At 58.1% G+C, this 19,577-nt stretch carries 17 protein-coding genes, 3 tRNA genes, 1 pseudogene and 1 riboswitch; of the genes and pseudogenes, 1 reads left to right on the top strand and 20 read right to left on the bottom strand.

Annotated elements, in window-relative coordinates:
• Positions 1 to 61: 61 nt before the first annotated feature.
• From ACTJKV_RS09395 to ACTJKV_RS09305, 19 genes and pseudogenes are all read right to left on the bottom strand, one after another.
• Positions 62 to 802, bottom strand: coding sequence for a biotin--[acetyl-CoA-carboxylase] ligase (locus ACTJKV_RS09395; protein ID WP_274103802.1), 741 nt, complete (start codon positions 800 to 802; stop codon positions 62 to 64).
• A 26-nt stretch (positions 803 to 828) separates the two neighbouring features.
• Positions 829 to 2,271, bottom strand: a complete 1,443-nt coding sequence (gene nuoN / locus ACTJKV_RS09390; protein WP_062426130.1) for an NADH-quinone oxidoreductase subunit NuoN — start codon at positions 2,269 to 2,271, stop codon at positions 829 to 831.
• Positions 2,272 to 2,289: 18 nt separating this feature from the next.
• Positions 2,290 to 3,801, bottom strand: a complete 1,512-nt coding sequence (locus tag ACTJKV_RS09385) for an NADH-quinone oxidoreductase subunit M (protein WP_062425530.1) — start codon at positions 3,799 to 3,801, stop codon at positions 2,290 to 2,292.
• Complete coding sequence (gene nuoL, locus ACTJKV_RS09380; protein WP_062437769.1) at positions 3,801 to 5,798, bottom strand: NADH-quinone oxidoreductase subunit L; 1,998 nt, start codon at positions 5,796 to 5,798, stop codon at positions 3,801 to 3,803. The genes ACTJKV_RS09385 and nuoL overlap by 1 nt, the downstream gene beginning before the upstream one ends.
• Positions 5,799 to 5,805: 7 nt before the next feature.
• Positions 5,806 to 6,114, bottom strand: a complete 309-nt coding sequence (gene nuoK, locus ACTJKV_RS09375; protein WP_062425532.1) for an NADH-quinone oxidoreductase subunit NuoK — start codon at positions 6,112 to 6,114, stop codon at positions 5,806 to 5,808.
• Between the two features lie 29 nt (positions 6,115 to 6,143).
• Positions 6,144 to 6,758 carry an NADH-quinone oxidoreductase subunit J gene (locus ACTJKV_RS09370; RefSeq protein WP_274103709.1) on the bottom strand — a complete coding sequence of 205 codons (615 nt, stop codon included), beginning with the start codon at positions 6,756 to 6,758 and terminating at the stop codon, positions 6,144 to 6,146.
• Positions 6,759 to 6,895: 137 nt separating this feature from the next.
• Positions 6,896 to 7,387, bottom strand: a complete 492-nt coding sequence (gene nuoI, locus ACTJKV_RS09365; RefSeq protein WP_003502385.1) for an NADH-quinone oxidoreductase subunit NuoI — start codon at positions 7,385 to 7,387, stop codon at positions 6,896 to 6,898.
• A gap of 39 nt (positions 7,388 to 7,426) precedes the next feature.
• On the bottom strand, positions 7,427 to 8,470 hold the full coding sequence (nuoH, locus tag ACTJKV_RS09360) for an NADH-quinone oxidoreductase subunit NuoH (protein ID WP_062425534.1): 1,044 nt from the start codon (positions 8,468 to 8,470) through the stop codon (positions 7,427 to 7,429).
• A gap of 12 nt (positions 8,471 to 8,482) precedes the next feature.
• On the bottom strand, positions 8,483 to 10,564 hold the full coding sequence (gene nuoG, locus ACTJKV_RS09355; RefSeq protein WP_274103710.1) for an NADH-quinone oxidoreductase subunit NuoG: 2,082 nt from the start codon (positions 10,562 to 10,564) through the stop codon (positions 8,483 to 8,485).
• A gap of 159 nt (positions 10,565 to 10,723) precedes the next feature.
• Entirely contained in the window at positions 10,724 to 12,028 is a 1,305-nt protein-coding gene (nuoF, locus tag ACTJKV_RS09350; RefSeq protein ID WP_062425536.1) for an NADH-quinone oxidoreductase subunit NuoF, read from the bottom strand.
• Between the two features lie 20 nt (positions 12,029 to 12,048).
• A pseudogene (gene nuoE, locus ACTJKV_RS09345) lies at positions 12,049 to 12,852 on the bottom strand (NADH-quinone oxidoreductase subunit NuoE); the annotation flags it as partial.
• Positions 12,853 to 12,868: 16 nt separating this feature from the next.
• Positions 12,869 to 13,123, bottom strand: a complete 255-nt coding sequence (locus ACTJKV_RS09340) for a hypothetical protein (protein ID WP_062426132.1) — start codon at positions 13,121 to 13,123, stop codon at positions 12,869 to 12,871.
• 2 nt (positions 13,124 to 13,125) lie between these two features.
• Positions 13,126 to 14,316, bottom strand: a complete 1,191-nt coding sequence (locus ACTJKV_RS09335; protein WP_062425538.1) for an NADH-quinone oxidoreductase subunit D — start codon at positions 14,314 to 14,316, stop codon at positions 13,126 to 13,128.
• Positions 14,316 to 14,747: a GFA family protein gene (locus ACTJKV_RS09330; RefSeq protein WP_062437776.1), complete on the bottom strand. Its 432-nt coding sequence runs from the start codon at positions 14,745 to 14,747 to the stop codon at positions 14,316 to 14,318. Before ACTJKV_RS09330 ends, ACTJKV_RS09335 begins: the two co-directional genes overlap by 1 nt.
• A complete protein-coding gene (locus tag ACTJKV_RS09325; protein ID WP_111847870.1) occupies positions 14,744 to 15,346 on the bottom strand; it encodes an NADH-quinone oxidoreductase subunit C in 603 nt (200 codons plus the stop codon). The genes ACTJKV_RS09330 and ACTJKV_RS09325 overlap by 4 nt, the downstream gene beginning before the upstream one ends.
• Positions 15,347 to 15,363: 17 nt before the next feature.
• Entirely contained in the window at positions 15,364 to 15,948 is a 585-nt protein-coding gene (locus ACTJKV_RS09320) for a NuoB/complex I 20 kDa subunit family protein (RefSeq protein ID WP_274103711.1), read from the bottom strand.
• On the bottom strand, positions 15,939 to 16,304 hold the full coding sequence (locus ACTJKV_RS09315) for an NADH-quinone oxidoreductase subunit A (protein WP_062425542.1): 366 nt from the start codon (positions 16,302 to 16,304) through the stop codon (positions 15,939 to 15,941). Before ACTJKV_RS09315 ends, ACTJKV_RS09320 begins: the two co-directional genes overlap by 10 nt.
• A gap of 421 nt (positions 16,305 to 16,725) precedes the next feature.
• Positions 16,726 to 16,802, bottom strand: a tRNA-Asp gene (locus ACTJKV_RS09310).
• A 43-nt stretch (positions 16,803 to 16,845) separates the two neighbouring features.
• Positions 16,846 to 16,922: transfer RNA gene (locus ACTJKV_RS09305), tRNA-Asp, on the bottom strand.
• Between the two features lie 652 nt (positions 16,923 to 17,574).
• Here ACTJKV_RS09305 and ACTJKV_RS09300 point away from each other — a divergent pair.
• A tRNA-Val gene (locus tag ACTJKV_RS09300) sits at positions 17,575 to 17,650 on the top strand.
• Between the two features lie 731 nt (positions 17,651 to 18,381).
• On the opposite strand, the gene ACTJKV_RS09295 is transcribed toward ACTJKV_RS09300, so the two are convergent.
• A complete protein-coding gene (locus tag ACTJKV_RS09295) occupies positions 18,382 to 19,284 on the bottom strand; it encodes a DMT family transporter (RefSeq protein ID WP_274103712.1) in 903 nt (300 codons plus the stop codon).
• A gap of 128 nt (positions 19,285 to 19,412) precedes the next feature.
• Positions 19,413 to 19,561: riboswitch (FMN riboswitch) on the bottom strand.
• Between the last annotated feature and the right edge of the window lie 16 nt (positions 19,562 to 19,577).

Below are 19,577 nucleotides of genomic sequence, written 5' to 3'. Positions count from 1 at the left end.
AGCAGCAGGGATGCTCCAAACTCAAAAGCCGAGGCCGCGCAGTTCGATCGCGCGAAAGGCTTCAGCCAAAGAAAACGTCGCCGGCGGCGATCGCCCGTCTCGGGCCGTCATCCTCGTCCAGCAACAGAAAACCGTGATCGTCTATCCCGGCAAAGCGTCCGCCGATGGAGCGATCTGGAAAGTTCACGGTGATATGCTCACCAATACCGCAGGCGGCTGCACGCCAGTCCCTCATGATGTCACTCACGCCCCTGCCCTCGTTCCAGACCGAGAGAACCTCGGCGGTCTCGCGATAAAGATGAGCAAAGAGCTCGTCCGGTCCGCACGACGCGCCATGCTCCGACAGCATGGTGACGGGATAGAGCGGATTTTCGGGCTTGCGGGCGATGTTGATGCCGATGCCGATGACGATCGCGCGGCGCCCATCGGCAAGTTGCTCCGCTTCCATTAGAATGCCGCAGGTCTTCATTCTGCCGATGAGAATATCATTAGGCCACTTGATTTCCAGTGGCGCACCACCGAAGGGCAGCACGGCGCGGATCGCGCGGTAGACGGCAAGCGCAAAGGCAAGAGGCAAGGAACCAAGACGGTCCGCCGGTGCGGGATCAATCAGAAGAAGAGAGGCGTAGAGATTGCCGGGCTCGGACACCCATGGCCTGCCTCGGCGGCCCTTGCCGCCGCTCTGGCGGACTGCGGTCATCCACAGATTGCCGCTATCGCCCGAGCGCGCCCGGGCGAGACATTCGACATTGGTGGAGGATGTCTCCACCAATGCCTCGTGCCGGAAGTCATCGAGAGACATCCGGCGCTGTTTCATAGCGTTTTCGCTCAAAAGAACGTCTTTGCCGCAGCTGTCACGGCGTTGCCGAGCATGCCACCGAAGAAGATGAAGGCGATGACGAAGAGGCCGGAGAGTGCGTAAACGATCCGCAACTCGCCAGCAGCCTTTTCAAAGCCACCCTTGGCATCATCGAACCACATGAGCTTGACAATGCGCAGATAGTAGTAGGCACCGACGACCGATGCGACGACGCCGATAACCGCCAGCGCATAGAGCTTGGCTTCGATGGCTGCGAGGAAGACATAGTACTTGGCAAAGAAGCCTGCGAGCGGCGGAATGCCGGCCAGCGAGAACATCAGAGCCGTCAAAACCAGCGCCATGAAGGGGTTGGTCGAAGAAAGCCCGGCCAGATCGTCGACATTCTCGACATTGCCGACTTCCTTGCGACGCATTGCAAGAATGCAGGCAAAGGTACCAAGCGTCATGCCCATGTAAACAGCCATGTAAATCAGCACGCCGGCGACACCAGATTCGTTTCCGGCAGCGAGACCGACAAGGGCGTAACCCATGTGACCGATCGACGAATAGGCCATCAGGCGCTTGATGTTCTTCTGCCCAATTGCGGCAAAGGAGCCGAGCAGCATGGATGCGATCGACACGAAAACGACGATCTGCTGCCAGTCCGCGAAGACAGGCTGAAATGCGTCGACAACGACGCGAACGAAAATCGCCATGGCACCGATCTTCGGGGCTGCGGCAAGGAAGGCCGTGACCGGGGTCGGCGCGCCTTCATAGACGTCCGGCGTCCACATGTGGAAGGGAACGGCGGAAATCTTGAATGCCAGACCGGCCAGCACGAAGACCAGACCGAAGACGACGCCAAGCGAACGGGTTTCGGCGGACAGTACAGCCGCGATTTCCTGGAAGCCAGTATTGCCCGTGAAGCCGTAGATCAGCGACATGCCGTAAAGCAGCATGCCCGAAGACAGCGCGCCAAGAACGAAATATTTCAGACCGGCTTCGGTCGAGCGCAGGCTCTCACGGTTGATCGCGCAGATGACGTAGAGTGCCAGCGATTGCAGCTCCAGCGCCATGTAAAGCGAGATCAGGTTGTTGGCGGAGATCATCAGCAGAATGCCAAGTGTCGCCAGAACCAGAAGCACCGGATATTCGAAACGACCGATCGGCTCGACACGGCTGTGGCCAACCGCGAGGATCATGGCGACGATGGAACCGATCAGCGCCAGGATCTTCATGAAGTTGCCGAAGGCATCGGCGACGTAGACGCCACCAAAGGCTTCTCCGCTTGCAGGAGCGAAGATGATCCACAGGCCGACGACGACCAAGAGCGCGACGGCGAGACCCGTCACAGTGTTGGTCGACTTGTCGCCGGAGAAGACGCCGATCATGAGCAGCGCCAGCGCACCGACCGCAAGGATCAGCTCGGGCGTCGCGATGCGCAGACTGGCAAAAAGAAGTTCAGCGGTCATATCCAACGGGTCCTGTCGTCAGTTCAGCGAGAGCGCAACATTCTGCGCTGCCTGCAATGCGGCGGTATAATTATTGATCACGAGATCCACCGATGCCGCCGTCGCATCGAAGACCGGTGCCGGGTAGACGCCGAAGAAGATCGTCAGCACCACCAGCGGATAAAGGATGACCTTTTCACGGGTGTTGAGATCGAGCATCGCCTTCAGGCTTTCCTTCTCAAGCGCACCGAAAATCACGCGGCGATAGAGCCACAGCGCGTAGGATGCCGAGAGAATGACGCCCGTTGCGGCAAAGAGGGCCACCCAGGTGTTGGCGCGGAAAACGCCAATGATGGTCAGGAATTCGCCGACGAAGCCCGAGGTGCCAGGCAGGCCGACATTGGCCATGGTGAAGACCATGAAAGCCACGGCGTATTTCGGCATGTTGTTGACCAGGCCACCATAGGCCGCGATCTCACGGGTGTGGAGGCGGTCATAGACAACGCCGACGCAGAGGAAGAGTGCACTCGACACGATGCCGTGAGACAGCATCTGGAAGATCGCGCCCTGCAGACCCTGCACATTGGCCGCGAAGATACCCATCGTTACGTAACCCATATGGGCAACCGAGGAATAGGCAATCAGCTTCTTGATGTCTTCCTGCATCATCGCCACCAGCGAAGTGTAGATGATGGCAAGGACCGACAGCGTGAAGACGAAGGGCGCGAAATGCTCGGACGCCAGTGGGAACATCGACAGCGAGAAACGGATGAAACCGTAACCACCGAGCTTCAGCATGACGCCCGCCAGAATGACCGAACCTGCGGTCGGCGCCTGAACGTGTGCATCCGGAAGCCAGGTATGAACCGGCCACATCGGCATTTTGACGGCAAAGGCCGCGAAGCAGGCAAGCCATAGCCAGGTCTGCATGCCAGCCGGGAAGCCGTGCTTGAGAAGCTCTGTCATATCCGTCGTCCCAGCCTGCCAGTACATCGCCATGATGGCGAGCATGGTGAGAACCGAGCCGAGAAGCGTGTAGAGGAAGAACTTGTAGGATGCGTAGACGCGATCCTTGCCGCCCCAGACGCCGATGATGATGAACATCGGGATCAGCGTCGCTTCGAAGAAGACGTAGAAGAGAACGGTGTCCAGCGCAACGAACACGCCGACCATGACGACTTCCAGAAGGAGGAAGGCGATCATGTATTCCTTCAGGCGCTTCTGGACGGAATCCCAGCTTGCGAGAACGCAAAACGGCATGAGAAACGTCGTCAGGATGACGAAGAGCATGGAAATGCCATCGACGCCCAGATGATAGGCGGCAATGTTGCCGAACCAGTTGTGCTTCTCGATCATCTGGAAGCCGGGGTTCGAATTGTCGAAACCGATCCAGATGAAAAGCGAGACGATGAAGGTGAACACCGTCGTCAGAAGCGAGACATTGAGAATGTTGCGGCGCCCGAAGGGGCCGTTCTCATTGGTCAGAAGCAGGAGCACCACGCCGACGAGCGGCAGGAAGGTGACCGTGGAAAGAATGGGCCAATCGGTCATCAGAGGGCACTCCCGAGCATCATCCAGGTGACTAGTGCTGCGATGCCGATCAGCATCGCGAAGGCATAGTGATAAAGGTAACCGGACTGCAGACGGACGACACGGTTGGTCACATCAACCACGCGCGCTGCAATACCGTTGGGGCCATAGGCGTCGATGACGGCCACGTCGCCCTTCTTCCACAGGAAGCGACCGAGCGCCTTTGCGGAACGAACGAAGAGGAAGTCGTAGAGTTCGTCGAAGTACCACTTGTTCAAGAGGAACTGGTAAAGGCCGCGGTGGGTCTCTGCCAGACGCTTCGGCGTTTCCGGCGACTTGATGTAGAAATACCAGGCTGTGACGAAACCGAGAACCATGGCAATGAAGGGGCTCCACTTGACCCAAAGCGGCACGTGGTGGAACTCTTCGAGGATTTCATTGGAGGGAAGCGTGAAGAGCGCACCCTTCCAGAACTCCGCATATTCATGGCCGAAGAAGTAGCCTTCGAACACGACACCGGCGAAGATCGCACCGATCGTCAGCACGAAAAGCGGGATCAGCATCACCATAGGCGATTCATGGACGTGGTGCATGACATCAGCGGAAGCGCGCGGCTTGCCGAAGAAGGTCATAAACGCCAGGCGCCAGGAGTAGAAGCTGGTGAACAGCGCTGCGACGACCAGCATGGTGAACGCAAAACCTGCAAGCGGGCTATGCGACGCAAACGACGACTCGATGATCACGTCCTTGGAGAAGAAGCCGGCAAAGCCGATCATCGTTCCGGGGATACCGACGCCTGTCAGTGCCAGATTGCCAACGGTCATCGTCCAGAAGGTGATCGGGATATGCTTGCGCAGACCACCCATGTGACGCATGTCCTGCTCACCATCAACCGCGTGGATAACGGAACCAGCGCAAAGGAACAGCAATGCCTTGAAAAATGCGTGCGTGAAGAGGTGGAAAATAGCCGCGCCGTAAGCGCCGACGCCGAGCGCCACGAACATGTAACCGAGCTGCGAGCAGGTCGAATAGGCAATGACGCGCTTGATATCGTTCTGCACCAGACCAACGGTCGCTGCAAAGAAGGCCGTGATGGCACCGATCAGCGTGACGAACATCAAAGCGTTCGGCGACAGTTCGAAGACCGGCGACATGCGCGCGACCAGGAACACGCCGGCCGTCACCATGGTTGCGGCATGGATCAGCGCCGACACAGGCGTCGGGCCTTCCATGGCGTCCGGCAGCCAGGTGTGCAGCAGGAACTGAGCCGACTTACCCATCGAGCCCATGAACAGCAGCAGGCAGACCGCCGTCAGTGCATGCGCCTTGTCGAGCTGCATACCGAAGAGGTTGATGACCGCTTCGGTAGAGGCTGCGCCATCGGCAGGCAGGTAGGAACCAGCAGCCGCGAAGATCGTTTCGAAGTTGATCGAGCCGAACAGGACGAAGAGACCGGAAATACCGAGAATGAAGCCGAAGTCACCGACGCGGTTGACGATGAAGGCCTTCATGGCGGCAGCCGATGCGGACGGCTTCTTGAACCAGAAGCCGATCAGCAGATAGGACGCCAGACCTACACCTTCCCAGCCGAAGAACATCTGCAGCAGGTTGTCGGAGGTCACCAGCATCAGCATGGCGAATGTGAAGAGCGAGAGATAGGCGAAGAAGCGCGGACGATGTGGATCGTGATGCATGTACCCGATGGAGTACAGATGCACGAGACAGGACACCGTGTTGACCACGACGAACATGACCGCGGTCAGCGTGTCGATGCGGAACGCCCACTCGACGTCGATGCCGCCGGACTGGATCCAGCGCAGCACCGGCACCTTGATGACCTCACCGGCCTCATGGGTCAGAAGCGCGACGTCGAAGAACACGATCCAGGAGAGGATCGCCACCACGACCATGAGGCCGGTGGTGACATATTCCGAGGCCTTGGCGCCAATGGACCGGCCAAAGAGACCAGCGATCAGGAAGCCGATCAGCGGAAGAAAGACGATAGCCTTGTAGATCATAGCCTTATCAGCCCTTCATCATATTGACGTCTTCCACGGCGATCGATCCGCGGTTGCGGTAGAAGACTACGAGTATTGCAAGACCGATGGCCGCTTCTGCAGCAGCAACAGTCAGAATGAACAGGGCGAAGACCTGACCAACCATGTCGTTGAGCACCCACGAGAAGGCGACGAGGTTGAGGTTCACCGCCAGAAGGATGAGTTCGATCGACATGAGGATGACGATGACGTTCTTCCGGTTGAGGAAGATACCGAAGATGCCGATCGTGAAGAGGATCGCGCTGACCGTCAGGTAATGGGAAAGACCGATTTCCATATTCTATGTTCCTTGGATCCGTTCGCGCCTCAGAGGCCCTGACCCGGCTTGACCTTGACCGTCGTAACGGCGGTCTTCGGATCGCGGGCCACCTGCGTTGAAATGTCCTGACGCTTGATGTCCGTGCGGTGACGCAGCGTCAGCACGATGGCGCCGATCATTGCCACAAGCAGCACGAGACCTGCCAGCTGGAAGAAGTAGATGTAGTTCGTGTAGAGGACGTCACCCAGAGCGGCAGTGTTTGCGCGTTCGACCGGGTTCGGGATCGGCATCGTAATCGACTTCGCCGCCTCCGGGTTCAGCACGCTGCCGCCAATGACAACGATCAGTTCCGCCGCCAGGATAACCCCGATCAAGGCACCGATCGGCGCATATTGCAGCACGCCGGAACGCAACTCGGCAAAATCCACATCCAGCATCATGACGACGAAGAGGAACAACACCGCCACAGCGCCGACATAAACGACCAGCAGGATCATGCCGAGGAATTCGGCGCCCGTCAGCAGGAAGAGCGCCGCCGCGTTGAAGAAGGTCAGGATCAGGAACAGAACCGAGTGAACCGGGTTCTTGGATGCAATGACCAGAAACGCAGACGCCACGGCGACGAAAGCGAAGATGTAGAAGAATACAGCGTGCAGACCCATGTTGGTGCCTTTTTGTCCTCACCGGACAAAAGCGGCCTTCAGACCGCCCTGCCCGTTTCGTTCCCGCCAGCGATCGCCGACAGGCATTTCATCTTTTTTGATCCCCGGAGAAAAGCTCCGAAGACATGGAGTGAGCCTTAACGATAAGGCGCATCCAGAGCGAGGTTACGCGCGATTTCACGTTCCCAGCGATCGCCATTGTCGAGAAGCTTCTGCTTGTCGAAATAGAGCTCTTCGCGGGTTTCCGTCGCAAACTCGAAATTCGGGCCTTCGACGATCGCATCCACCGGGCAGGCTTCCTGGCAGAAGCCGCAATAGATGCACTTCACCATGTCGATGTCGTAACGAACCGTGCGGCGTGTGCCATCGTTGCGGCGCGGGCCGGCTTCGATGGTGATCGCCTGAGCGGGACAGATCGCTTCGCACAGCTTGCAGGCGATACAGCGCTCTTCGCCGTTCGGATAGCGACGCAGAGCGTGCTCACCACGGAAGCGCGGGCTGACCGGGCCTTTTTCGAAAGGATAGTTCACCGTTGCCTTCTGTTTGAAGAAGTGGCGCATGGTCAAAAAGATCGCGCCGACGAATTCCTTGAGGAACAGCGAATTGACGGCTTGGGAAAGACTGGCCATCTCAACCTCCAAATCTGCAAGCGCGGAATTCAGACATCATCATGCCCCTGCCGTCAGCTTGAGTACGAATGCAACAATCACGACCATGGCAAGCGACAGCGGAAGGAAGACCTTCCAGCCGAGACGCATCAGCTGGTCATAGCGGTAACGCGGGACGAATGCCTTCACCAGACCGAACATGAAGAACACCATGACGCCCTTCAGCACGAACCAGACAATGCCCGGAACCCAGTTCAGGAACCACACATCGACGATCGGCAGCCAGCCGCCAAGGAACAGGATGGTCGTCAGGCAGCACATCAGAACGATGGCGGCATATTCGCCCAGCATGAACATCATGTACGGGGTGGAGCCATACTCCACCATGTGACCGGCCACAAGTTCCGATTCCGCTTCCGGCAGATCGAAAGGCGGACGGTTGGTCTCAGCCAGCGACGAAATGAAGAAAACGATGAACATCGGGAAGAGCGGCAGCCAGTGCCAGTCGAGGAACGATGCCGGCAGACCGAGCGATGTACCGATACCCGAATGCTGGGCATTGACGATATCCGTCAGGTTCAACGAGCCAACGCACAGCAGAACGGTCACGATGACGAGACCGATCGAGACCTCGTAGGACACCATCTGCGCGGCGGAACGCAGCGCGCCGAGGAACGGGTACTTCGAGTTGGACGCCCAGCCACCCATGATGATGCCGTACACTTCGAGCGACGAAATCGCGAAGATGTAGAGAATGCCGACATTGATGTTGGCAATCACCCAACCCTGGTTGAACGGGATGACGGCGTACGTGGCTAGAGCGAGCGTCACTGCGACGAGTGGCGCAAGCAGGAAGACTGCCTTGTTGGCACCGGACGGAATGACCGGCTCCTTGAGGATGAACTTCAACAAGTCGGCAAAGGACTGGAAGAGACCGAAGGGACCAACGACGTTCGGGCCACGGCGCAGCTGAACGGCAGCCCAGATCTTGCGGTCCGCCAGAAGCAGGAACGCAATCGCGACCAGAAGTATAACGAGAAGCAGCAGAGACTGGCCGACAATAATCAGCGCTGGCCAGACATAGCTCCAGAAAAACGAGTCCATAATCCCCTACCCTTACTCTGCCGCAGCCTTGAAATTGTTGCGGGCCAATGCGGAGCATTCGGCCATCACGGCGGACGCTCTCGCAATCGGGTTCGTCAAATAGAAATCCTTAACCGGCGTTGCAAAACCCGCCTTGTTAAGAGCGCCGGTCTTGCCAGAGAGCGCCGTGAGGTCGTGGACGTTGCCCGCAGCAATCTCATCGGTATCGGCAAAATGCGGATGTGCAATGTAAAGCTGTGCGCGCAGGCCAGACAGGCTGTCGAATGGCAGCTTCTTGCCGAGAACATCGGACAGCGCACGCAGGATCGCCCAGTCTTCGCGCGCTTCGCCGGGAGCAAAGCCCGCGCGGTTACCGAGCTGGACGCGACCCTCGGTGTTGACCCAGATACCGGACTTTTCGGTATAGGCAGCACCCGGCAGGATCACGTCGGCATTCATCGCGCCATTGTCGCCATGCGAACCGATATAGACGGTGAGCTTTGCAGTCTTGTCCGAAAGATCGATCTCATCCGCGCCAAGCAGGAAGAGCACGTCGGAAGAGGCAACGATAGAAGCAGTGTTCGCGGACTTGTCCGCCGGAACGAAACCAAGATCGAGACCACCGACGCGCGATGCTGCCGTGTGCAGAACGGAGAAGCCGTTCCAGGCTTCGGAGACAGCGCCGATGTTGCCAGCAAGCTTTGCCGCATCGGCCAGAATTGCTGCACCATCTTCGCGCGTCAAAGCGCCTTGGCCGACGATGATCATCGGGTTCTTGGCCAGCTTCAGCTTCTCGAGGAAGCTTCCCGAGCCATTGACCAGATCGGTCAGCGTATCGGTGCCAGCACCAAGATATTCGTAGTCGTAACGCAGTTCGCCCGCTTCGCCGATCACGCCGATCGGGAAGCCGCCACGGCGCCAGCGCTTGCGGATGCGAGCGTTGAGGACGGCCGCTTCGAAGCGCGGGTTGGAACCGATGATCAGCAGCGCGTCGGCCTTTTCGATACCCTGGATGGTCGTGTTGAAGATGTAGCTTGCACGACCAAGCGACGGATCGAGTGCTGCACCGTCCTGACGGCAATCGACATTGGTCGAGCCGAGCGACGCAAGAAGCGACTTCAGCGCAAACATTTCTTCAACGGAGGCAAGATCGCCGGCAATGGCGCCGATCTTTTCGCCAGACGTCGCCGAAACGGCAGCCTTGATCGCACCAAAGGCTTCGCCCCAGGTGGCAGGCTGCAAACGCCCATCCTTGCGGACATAAGGACGATCGAGACGCTGCGTCTTCAAGCCGTCCCAGATGAAGCGGCTCTTGTCGGAAATCCACTCTTCATTGATCGATTCGTTGACGCGCGGCATGATGCGCATGACTTCACGACCGCGAGTATCCACACGGATTGCAGAGCCAAGCGCATCCATCACATCGATGGTTTCGGTCTTGCCGAGTTCCCATGGACGCGCCGTGAAGGCGAAGGGCTTGGAGGTCAAGGCGCCGACCGGGCAGAGGTCAACGACGTTGCCCTGCAGCTCGGAGGTCATGGCCTGCTCGAGATAGGTGGTGATCTCGGCATCCTCGCCGCGACCGATCAGGCCGAGTTCGGAAATGCCGGCAACTTCCGTGGTGAAACGAACGCAGCGCGTGCAGTGAATGCAGCGGTTCATCACCGTCTTGACGAGCGGGCCGATATATTTGTCTTCGACCGCACGCTTGTTTTCAGAGTAGCGCGAACCGGCGATACCAAAGGCCATGGCCTGGTCCTGCAGGTCGCACTCACCGCCTTGGTCGCAGATCGGGCAATCCAGCGGGTGGTTGATGAGCAGGAATTCCATCACGCCTTCGCGGGCCTTCTTGACCATCGGCGTGTTGGTGAACACTTCCGGCAGTTCGCCATTCGGGCCGCCGCGAATATCGCGCACACCCATGGCGCAGGAGGCTGCTGGCTTGGGTGGTCCGCCCTTCACCTCGATCAGACACATGCGGCAGTTACCGGCTACCGACAAACGCTCATGAAAACAAAAGCGCGGAACTTCGGCACCAGCCTCCTCACACGCCTGAAGCAGCGTGAAATGATCCGGAACCTCGATCTCTTTACCGTCAACCTTGAGCTTTGTCATGGTTCTACTTACGTCCTGTTGCCTGTCCGTCCCGCCAAAACCGCGGTCCACGACAAATCCCGATCGCATCCTGCCGCATCACTAAGATTCGACCGGATGCTTAAATGATTTTCGGGATCGGTGAAACCCGGTCCCTGGCCTTGTCAGCCGCCGTACACGTTACTCGGCAGCTTCCATTACAGCGCCATCATCCATGGCTCTGTAGGTATATTGGTCGATGCGCTTTTCGATTTCCGGACGGAAATTACGGATCAGCGCCTGAACCGGCCACGCGGCCGCATCGCCGAGCGCGCAGATGGTGTGGCCTTCGATCTGCTTCGTCACTTCGAACAGCATGTCGATTTCGCGCTTCTGTGCGTTGCCCTTGACCATGCGCTCAAGAACACGCCACATCCAGCCCGTGCCTTCACGGCAAGGGGTGCACTGGCCGCAGCTCTCATGCTTGAAGAAGGCCGCGATACGGGCAATCGCCTTGATGACGTCGGTCGACTTGTCCATGACGATCATGCCGCCGGTACCGAAGGACGACTTCACTTCGCGCATGCCGTCGAAGTCCATGATGGCGTCCTTCATGTCCTCACCGCGAACGATGGGGCAGGATGCGCCGCCTGGAATGACGCCGAGAAGATTGTCCCAGCCGCCGCGAATACCGCCACAGTGACGCTCGATCAGTTCCTTGAAGGACACACCCAGTGCATCCTCGAAGGTGCATGGGCGCTCGACATGGCCGGAGACCATGAACAGCTTGGTGCCGACATTGTTCGGACGGCCGATCGACGAGAACCAGGAGGCACCGCGACGCAGGATCGTTGGCGCAACGGCAATCGACTCGACGTTGTTGACCGTGGTCGGGCAGCCATAGAGACCCATATTCGCCGGGAATGGCGGCTTCAGGCGCGGTTGACCCTTCTTGCCTTCCAAGCTTTCGAGCAGAGCGGTTTCTTCACCGCAGATATAGGCACCTGCGCCGTGGTGAACGTAGATATCGAAATCCCAGCCGTTCTTGTTGTTTACACCAAGCAAGCCGGCGTCATAGCACTCGTCGATGGCTGCCTGAAGCGCTTCGCGTTCACGCATATATTCGCCGCGCACATAGATATAAGCCGTGTGAGCGCCCATGGCGAAACCGGCAATCACGCAGCCTTCGATCAGCGTATGCGGATCGTGGCGCAGAATTTCGCGGTCCTTACAGGTGCCGGGCTCGGACTCGTCAGCATTGACGACGAGGTAGTGCGGGCGGCCATCGCTTTCCTTCGGCATGAAGGACCACTTCAAGCCGGTCGGGAAGCCTGCACCACCACGACCACGAAGGCCAGAAGCCTTCATCTCGTTGATGATCCAGTCACGGCCCTTTTCGATGATCTGCTTTGTGCCATCCCAATGGCCGCGCGCCATGTTGCCCTTAAGCGACTTGTCCTTAAGGCCGTAGAGATTGGTGAAGATACGATCTTGATCTTTCAGCATGGTTCAACCTCTCACTGCGACTTCTTGGCATCGCTGTTGGTGTCGGCAGCCTTGGCATTTTCCGCTGCAGCCTTAGGCTCCGTCGCAGGTGTCTTCAGCTTCGGATCTGTTTCCGGCGTATCCGTCTTCGGCTTTGCGGCGTTGGAAGGCGGCGTTTGCGCAGCGTCTGGCGCGGGCTCGTCCTTCTTGTCGAGATTGGAGCGATCCGGCTTGGTCTCTTCCGTCAGCGTCGTCAGCGGACCAACAGGTGCCGACAGATGACGGTCGATCTGCGGACCGGGCTTGACGGTATCGCCCTTGCCTGCTTCGAAGGCATCGATGATCTCTTCCAGGCGATGAGGCGTCAGATCCTCATAGGCGTCCTTGAAGATCATGACCATCGGCGCGTTGACGCAGGCGCCCTGACATTCCACTTCTTCCCAAGAGAGCGTGCCGCTTTCATTGGTGTGCAGCGGATCGTGGTGGATCTTGTGGCGGCAGACATCCATCAGCGCTTCAGAGCCACGCAGCATGCAAGGCGTCGTGCCACAGACCTGAATATGAGCCTTGGTGCCCACCGGCTTGATCTGGAACTGCGTATAGAATGTCGCCACTTCGAGAACGCGGATATAGGCCATATCCAGCATCTCGGCGACCTTCTCGATGGCGGCGCGGGTGACCCAGCCGTCCTGCTCCTGGGCGCGCATCAGCAGCGGGATGACCGCAGACTGCTGGCGTCCTTCCGGATATTTCTGGATCGTCTTTTCCGCCCACGTCGTGTTCTCCGCATTGAATGCGAAGCTTGCGGGCTGGACCTGATCTTCGGCTAGTCGACGAACGGACATACTTCCTCACGCCTCATCAATTTAACGACTCACACCGCGATCTCGCCACCGTGACGAACTCGCAAGCATAAGCCGCTTTGTCTTTTTGCATAAACACAATGAATTTGCTGCCGTTGGGAAGCGAGGACTTGATCTCGTATCCCAGATCCAGCAGCTGCTTGATGGTGGAACTGCCGCCGCTGGCGCCTGACGAAACCTCGTTCGTCGCCGTTTGGGCGAAGAGCGGTCCCGTGGCTGCAAGCAAAGCCGATATGGCGAGCGGCAGACGCATCATCAGCGATCGACCTCCCCGAACACGATGTCGAGAGAGCCGAGAACGGCGGTCACGTCAGCGAGCTGGTGGCCCTTGCAGAGGAAGTCCATCGCCTGCAGGTGGGCATAGCCCGGGGCGCGGATCTTGCAACGATACGGCTTGTTGGTGCCATCCGCCACAACATAGACGCCGAATTCGCCCTTCGGCGCTTCGACGGCCGCATACACTTCGCCAGCCGGAACGTGATAGCCTTCGGTATAGAGCTTGAAGTGATGGATCAGTGCTTCCATCGAACGCTTCATCTCACCACGCTTCGGCGGCACGACCTTGCCATCGAGCGACGAGACCGCACCGATGCGGTGCTTGCCCGAGAGAAGCTCGACGCACTGCTTCATGATCTTCACCGATTCGCGCATCTCCTGCATGCGGATCAGGTAACGGTCGTAGCAGTCGCCATTCTTGCCGACCGGAATATCGAAGTCGAGATCGGAATAGCACTCATAGGGCTGCGCACGGCGCAGGTCCCAGGCAGCACCCGAACCACGAACCATGACGCCGGTAAAGCCCCAGGCGAACGCATCTTCGAGCGACACGACGCCGATATCGACGTTACGCTGTTTGTAGATACGGTTGTCGGTGAGCAGGCCCTCGATGTTGTCGAGAACCGTGATGAACGGATCGCACCACTTGCCGATATCATCGACCAGTTCCTGCGGAATATCCTGGTGGACGCCGCCTGGACGGAAATAGGCAGCGTGCATGCGTGCACCCGAAGCACGCTCATAGAACACCATCAGCTTTTCGCGCTCTTCGAAGCCCCAGACCGGCGGCGTCATGGCACCAACGTCCATGGCCTGGGTCGTGACGTTCATGATGTGCGAGAGGATGCGGCCGATTTCGGAATAGAGAACGCGGATCAACTGACCGCGCATCGGGATTTCAAGCCCGAGCAGCCGTTCGACGGCAAGCGCAAAGGCGTGCTCCTGGTTCATCGGCGCGACGTAGTCGAGACGGTCGAAGTAAGGGACAGCCTGAAGATAGGTCTTGGCTTCGATCAGCTTTTCCGTGCCGCGATGCAGCAAGCCGATATGCGGATCGACGCGCTCAACGATTTCGCCGTCGAGTTCCAGAACGAGACGCAGCACGCCGTGCGCGGACGGATGTTCCGGACCGAAGTTGATCGTAAAATTGCGAACATTATGTTCAGTCATCAGTGTTGCTCCGCCGACGTGATCATGGCGATGAATTCGGGGCCGGTCATTTTCTTGGTGGCCTCGGCGAACGAATAGCTTGTCGGCTTTTCGTCAATGAAAATCTCGGATGCCAGCGTGAAGCTGGACGGATCGTTGAAGAGCTGGGCGGAAACGGCAAAATGCGCGCCATCCTTGGAGCGCCACATCACCGTGCTGCCGCATGTCTTGCAGAAGCAGCGCTCGCCCCACTCGGACGACGAATAGACGCCGAGCGCCTCGGCATTCTCTACAGAGACGGACTTGCATTCAACAGCGAGGAAAACACCGCCGGACCAGCGACGGCACATGGAGCAATGGCATGCACCCATTTCCCGGGCGCCGATCGTCGCTTGCATGCGAACGGCGCCGCAAAGACATTGTCCCTGCTCTGTGGAAACTGCTTCGCTCATTGCTTGGCCTTTTCATCACCCGGAAGAACGTAATCCGTTCCTTCCCAAGGCGAGAGGAAATCGAAGCTGCGGAATTCCTGCTTCAACTCCACGGGCTCGTAAAGAACGCGCTTTTGGACGTCATCGTAGCGCACTTCGACGAAACCGGTGAGCGGAAAATCCTTGCGAAGCGGATGACCTTCGAAGCCATAATCCGTCAGGATCCGGCGAAGATCGGAATGGCCTTCAAACGGAATGCCATACATGTCCCAGGCTTCGCGCTCGAACCACTCAGCGCCGTAGAAAACGGACGTCGCAGACGGTACGCCTTCGTCCTCGGCCACTTGAAGCTTGATGCGAACGCGCAGGTTCTGGCGCGGAGACAGCAGATGATAGACGACATCGAAGCGCTTTTCGCGCTGCGGCCAGTCAACGCCACAGATATCGATGATGTTGACGAACCCGCACTGCACATCGTCACGCAGGAAAGTCAGAAGCGCGATGATGTTTGCCGGCGTCGTGTTCAGCGTCAACTCGCCGTAAGCGATGGCATGCGACTCGATAAGAGAGCCGCGCGCTTCCTGCACATAGGCCGCGAAATCGTTAAGAGCTTCGCTCATTCTTCAGTCCTCTGCCCTTAACGCTCGATCGTGCCTGTGCGGCGGATTTTCTTCTGCAGCAGAAGCACGCCGTAAAGCAGCGCTTCCGCCGTGGGGGGACAGCCCGGCACGTAAATATCGACTGGCACGACACGGTCGCAACCGCGAACGACGGCGTAGGAATAGTGATAGTAGCCGCCGCCATTGGCGCAGGAGCCCATGGAGATGACGTAGCGCGGCTCCGGCATCTGGTCATAGACCTTGCGTAGCGCAGGCGCCATCTTGTTGGTGAGCGTGCCGGCAACGATCATGACGTCCGACTGGCGCGGTGAGGCGCGCGGGGCAACGCCGAAGCGCTCCATGTCGTAACGCGGACCGGAGGCCTGCATCAGACCTTCGACGGCGCAGCAGGCCAGACCGAACTGCATCCACATCAGCGAGCCGGTGCGCGCCCAAGTGATGAGCTCGTCGGTCGAGGTGACGAGAAAGCCCTTGTCGGCCAATTCGTCATTGATTTCGCTGAAGTAAGCGTCATCGCTACCGACCGGCTTGCCGGTCGATGGATCGATAATGCCCTTGGGCTTTTGCGCGATAAGCGTCGAGTCGTTTTGAACTACGCCCATTCCAGCGCTCCCTTCTTCCATTCATAGATGAAGCCGATGGTCAGAACGGCCAGAAACACCATCATGGACCAGAAACCGAACCAGCCGATTTCACCGAAGGAGACTGCCCACGGGAACAGGAAGGCGACTTCCAGGTCGAAGATGATGAAAAGGATCGAAACGAGATAGAATCGAATGTCGAACTTCATGCGAGCGTCGTCAAACGCGTTGAAGCCGCATTCGAATGCGGAAAGCTTCTCAGGATCGGGATTCTTGTAAGCAACCGCGAAAGGCGCGATCAACAGCGCCAGGCCGATGACGAGTGCGATACCGATGAAGATTGCGATCGGAATATAGGAACTGAGGAGTTCAGTCATTGTCTCTTCCTTGCCCGACCGAGCGTCGGGCACCCATTTGGAACTGACGTTCCGCAGGGCCGAATTGTGTTGCAACGCCGCAGTGGTTAGCGCAGCCGCGCCATCTCTGCAAGGGTTTAAGCACCTTTTCGCGCCAATCCCGCCACGGATTAGACACGGTAATGTCAAACAGCCGATGCTCTGACCATTCGACATATAGCTAAATACTTAAGAAACATCGACAAAAATCGTTTAAACCGCTCTTTTAAATCGTCACATATTTTTGTGCCGTGCGGTAACGTTTTATGACACCGAGGAAGAGCCAAAACTGGACTTTCCGGCGGAACAATTTGACCGGTTGAGTAAGGCGAAATTGACTAAATCTTGCGGTGCAAACCGCGCCCTGCTGATCGCAGATATATCAATGGAGGTAGAAAAAAAGTGGCGCGAGTGACGGGGCTCGAACCCGCGACCTCCGGCGTGACAGGCCGGCACTCTAACCGACTGAGCTACACCCGCGCATGACGAACGCTTGGCGTTCGTAGAGTTCCGAGGGACAGGATGGCGCGAGTGACGGGGCTCGAACCCGCGACCTCCGGCGTGACAGGCCGGCACTCTAACCGACTGAGCTACACCCGCATCTCCTGACAGGAGGCTTCCACCTCGCTGCACGAACCGCCTCGGCTGTTCGTTGAGCGGCTAACTAAGGCGTTCGTGTGGGGGTGTCAAGCAGCTTTCACGACAAAAGGATAAGCTTGTGCATTTTGCCATGGGACCAGCTTCCAAAAGCCCAGCTTTCCGGGCCATCGACGAAGCAACCGCAATTGTGCAACTCAAACATCTTATCCACAGACCGCGCTATTACTCTTGGAGACCATTCTCGAGTCGCCTCCTTTGACGCGAATCCATGACGAGGGCTCCTCCCCTTTTCTCCTCCAAACATTGTGCCGTTTCGGACCTTAGCGCGTCCAGATTTTCTTGGGGCCTGACTCGTCATCGCGCGGAAAAGGAAGATAGGTCCATCCGAGGATAGAGTGGTGGCTCCGCTATCGCAGGCTAAAAGGTCACTGGCGTCGGGCGGTTGGGTTTATCAGAAACAGCTGGTCGGTCCCTGGGTGGTAAAGAGCTGATATAGCGTAGGAAATTTGCGTGGCTGCCAAATCACTTGCCTTTTGCACCGCGACAAAAAATCGGAAAAAACAAAAAAACTTCACAAAGGCTCTTGCGGTTTCCATCCGATCCGAATAGATCACGGCCACCGACGCGGCGGACACGATCTGCAAGACGCGAAGGGCGATTAGCTCAGTTGGTAGAGCGCCTCGTTTACACCGAGGATGTCGGGAGTTCGAGTCTCTCATCGCCCACCATTTTCTTCCCAGATGTCACCACTTAAAACTTAAATGGCTGCCTCTTCGACAGCCTTGATGTTGCGCTGTCTTTGTCGAGCTCTGCTGGTGCTGTTGTGTGTCGCTCGCTGATGATCCGAGCAACCGGCGATGCTTGAGCCAGCTCAGTTTGAGACCGCGTTTGTCGCTCCACGCCCTGTCCCAGAATCGGACAACTCGCTCATCAAGCGATTCAAGAATTATAAAGAGGTTTCGCACCATAAGTATCTCGTCGTCCTCATGATGAAGACGCGAGTAATGGGATGAACCATGTCAGTACACACGCTCGCCACCCTGGCGCTTATTGCCTTGCCTATTTATTTCTTTTTCCGATGGGTTCAGTACGACTCGGAGAATCAGGACAAGCAGCGATGAGCCTATGAAACTCACCTCACTTTAAAAAACTACGCCCTTTCCGACAGACGTTTTCGCACTGATCGAAGGTCATTCGCACATGCCTTGTGGACAGTTTGCTGCCGCTCAAGTCCTGTGCGTGCCCTCCCCTCGGCGAATGCCATCGGAGAAGAGCACCTTCGACGCCTGACAAAGCGCTTGGCGCGACAAGCTTCCTGTTGGATCCACAAAGGACGCGTCTCACGCTTTGACTCTGCGCATCGTGCTTTTCCGAACACCGATTCCGATTTTCGGGCCGATGCCTTAGGCGTTTAGCCATGGCACCGGGCGTAGCGCGCCCGGTGTGGTTGTATTTTCCGTCACGAGACGACCACCGCTTCCTTGCCCGCTTCACGCAGCATGAGGAAGAGTGACGCGACGAGGATAAGAGTGGCACCGAGCCAGAGATAGCCGCTCGGCGCGTAGCAAAACACCAGCCAGCCTGCAAGAACGTTCAACGGTAGCTTCAGATCGTCGAAGGGCTGCACATAGGCCGCATCAGCGGCGTTGTAAGCGAGCGTCAGGAGATATTGCCCAAGCGCCGTCAGCAGCCCTGCCGCAAGCAGCAGCCAGAGCGCAAGACCTTCCGGAACAGCAAAGCCAGAAGCTGCGGCGAGGCCCGCATTGATTGGCGTCAGCAGGACGAGGAGCCAGACGGTCACCGTCTCGGGCGGCTCGTGATGCGTGAGGTTCTTCATGATCAACGACGATCCACCCCACAGCAGTGCGGAAAGCACAGGCAGCAGCGCGGCCATGGTAAAGCTGTCCGACCATGGCTGCAGGATGATCATCGCGCCGATGAAGCCCGTGAGTGTTGCAAGCCATCTGTCGCGGCCGACGGTTTCACCCAGGAAGAGCCGAGCGCCGATGATGATGAAGAAGGGCGAGGTCATGACAAGCGCGATCGCCTGCCAGATCGGCACTGTCACCAGCCCCGTCACCCAGGCCTGAACACCGAAAGCGGCAAGCAGGACACGGAAGATGTGGCGGAAGGGATAATCGGTCTTCATTGCGCGCAGGCCTAGCCGAACCAGCAAGGGCAGCGAAAGGATGAGCGCGAAACCATATTGCCAGAACGCCGTGGATGCCGGCGGAAAGCCGAGCGTCATGGCGAGCTCCTGGGTGACGACGTTGAGTGCGGCAAAGGCGATACCCGCCAGAACCATAAAACCGGCGCCGAGAACGGCCCGGGAGCGGAAGAGCGAAACAGTGCTCTGATTCATGTCATGTTTCCTTTTCCAAAGGACCAACACAAATCAGGACAGATGAGGACGACGGAAACCGCATCGGCAAGGACACGATGAAACGCGCACTACCTCCCCCTGCTTTCGCAGATGAGAGCGCAGCCTGACCTCATTCTCTTTCATCCGGACTATACCGTCGGCTCCGGAGTTGCACCGGATCTGCTGACCCTGCCCTCTTTCGAAGAACAGGCGCTCGCGGGCTTGAGGTTTCCCTCTCACCGCCGGTGGGGAATTACACCCCGCCCTGAGAACGAATGCCGGAAGGACCGGCG

Source organism: Agrobacterium sp. 22117 (assembly GCF_052045735.1).
Taxonomy (GTDB): domain Bacteria; phylum Pseudomonadota; class Alphaproteobacteria; order Rhizobiales; family Rhizobiaceae; genus Agrobacterium; species Agrobacterium cavarae.
The sequence above is the reverse complement of the archived record's forward strand: the minus strand, read 5'-3'. Positions and strand labels throughout refer to the sequence as shown.